This window comes from Priestia flexa NBRC 15715 (assembly GCF_001591565.1).
GTDB classification, from domain to species: domain Bacteria; phylum Bacillota; class Bacilli; order Bacillales; family Bacillaceae_H; genus Priestia; species Priestia flexa.
On sequence record NZ_BCVD01000226.1, the window covers coordinates 1 to 1496 of the forward strand.

Annotated in this window: 2 protein-coding genes; both read left to right on the forward strand. The window is 38.0% G+C overall.

The window, feature by feature from the left end:
- Nucleotides 1-265: 265 nt before the first annotated feature.
- Entirely contained in the window at nucleotides 266-745 is a 480-nt protein-coding gene (locus tag BFL01S_RS19525) for a hypothetical protein (protein ID WP_025910404.1), read from the forward strand.
- Between the two features lie 66 nt (nucleotides 746-811).
- Nucleotides 812-1399: a histidine phosphatase family protein gene (locus BFL01S_RS19530; RefSeq protein WP_025910405.1), complete on the forward strand. Its 588-nt coding sequence runs from the start codon at nucleotides 812-814 to the stop codon at nucleotides 1397-1399.
- Nucleotides 1400-1496: the final 97 nt, after the last annotated feature.

Genomic DNA, 1496 nt, shown 5'->3' on the forward strand with positions numbered 1-1496 from the left:
GGAAACCTGAGATCCCGCAGCCCAGCGAGGAAGCTCACGTTCCTCCCCGCGGAAAGCGAGTGGCTGTAGCGCAATGGAACGAACGTATTCAGATAACGTAAAGAGGTGAGAAAAGGGATTGTTCGTCTTTTTGAAAACTTGTTTTGTTATGTCCCACTCTCTTTTGGTTTAATTGAATGAATAAAAATGGAGAAATCTTAGGTTTTAAAGAGATACACAGTGGAATAGTAGTGGTAACAATTCGTATGATAAAGGAGATGGAACCGTGTTTGGAATGGATGATATCCCTAAATTTTTGTTTTCGTTTTTACTCATTGTCCCAATTGTATCTCTTATTCATCAGTTAGGACATTCGTTTATGGCTCTATTATTTGGAGGAGAGGTAAACTTTACAATTGGAAAAGGAAGAACGATCTTTCAATGGAAGAAGATTAAATTAAAATCCATTTATTTTTTAGATTCTGTTTGCGTTTATGAAAAATTACGATACGATAATCGTTTTTCTCATGCATGCGTATATGCGGGGGGAGCGTTGGCTAATTTAGCATCTATCTTTATTGTGAATAGTTTGATTGAATCTAGTTTTTTTACGGCAAACCTATTTTTTTATCAGTTTGTTTATTTTTCAGTTTACTATACGGTGTTTTCTTTATTACCTGTTAGGTTTTCAGAGAATGCTTCAAGTGACGGCCAAGCTATCTTTGATGTACTTCGCTATGGAAAAGCATCATGTAATCCTGATTGACGTAAACTTTTTATCTGAATGTCCCTCAAACTTTATTTATAATAAAGTTAAAAAGGGAGTGAGAGTATGCTGTACTTAATTCGTCACGGACAAACTGAATGGAATAAAAAGAGCCTTATTCAAGGGCAGCGCAATATAGGACTTGATGAGCAAGGTATGAAGCAAGCTCAGCAAGTTGCACAATTTTTGAAGAATGAAGGAATTGAAAAATTATATTCAAGCGATTTAACGCGAGCATACGATACGGCTGCAGCAATTGCAGCTGCATCGGGCATTAATGACATTGAAACATGCGAAAGGCTGAGAGAGCGCTCTTTTGGTCAGCTGGAAGGAAAGCCGGTTGCTTCATTAAGAGACTTAGTGCCCAATTATGATACGAACTGGGGAAGCGAAGCTTTATACAATATGGAATCACTAGAAGTCATTCAAGATCGACTCTTAAAACGACTAACAGAAATTATGAAAGAATCAAAAGGGAGAAAGGTAGTCGTTGTCAGCCACGGAGCCATCATCAATACCTTTATCCACTACGTAACAAACGGAGAGCACGGCACAGGAAAAACGGCCCTGCAAAACACGAGCATCACAACCTTTATCTATGAGGACCAAAAGTGGAAGCTTCAAACCTTAAACAACCACAGTCATCTTATTTAAAGAATCTTATGGCTATTTAGATGAATACTAAAAGAGGGTGGGACATAAGTAATTCAGCCAATGATAAACCTGAACGGTTGAGAGTTCAGGTTTTTTC

Bases quoted from the DNA above. Each gene is read 5' to 3' on its own strand.
- BFL01S_RS19530 (WP_025910405.1), top strand. From the start codon at position 812: ATGCTGTACTTAATTCGTCACGGACAAACTGAATGGAATAAAAAGAGC.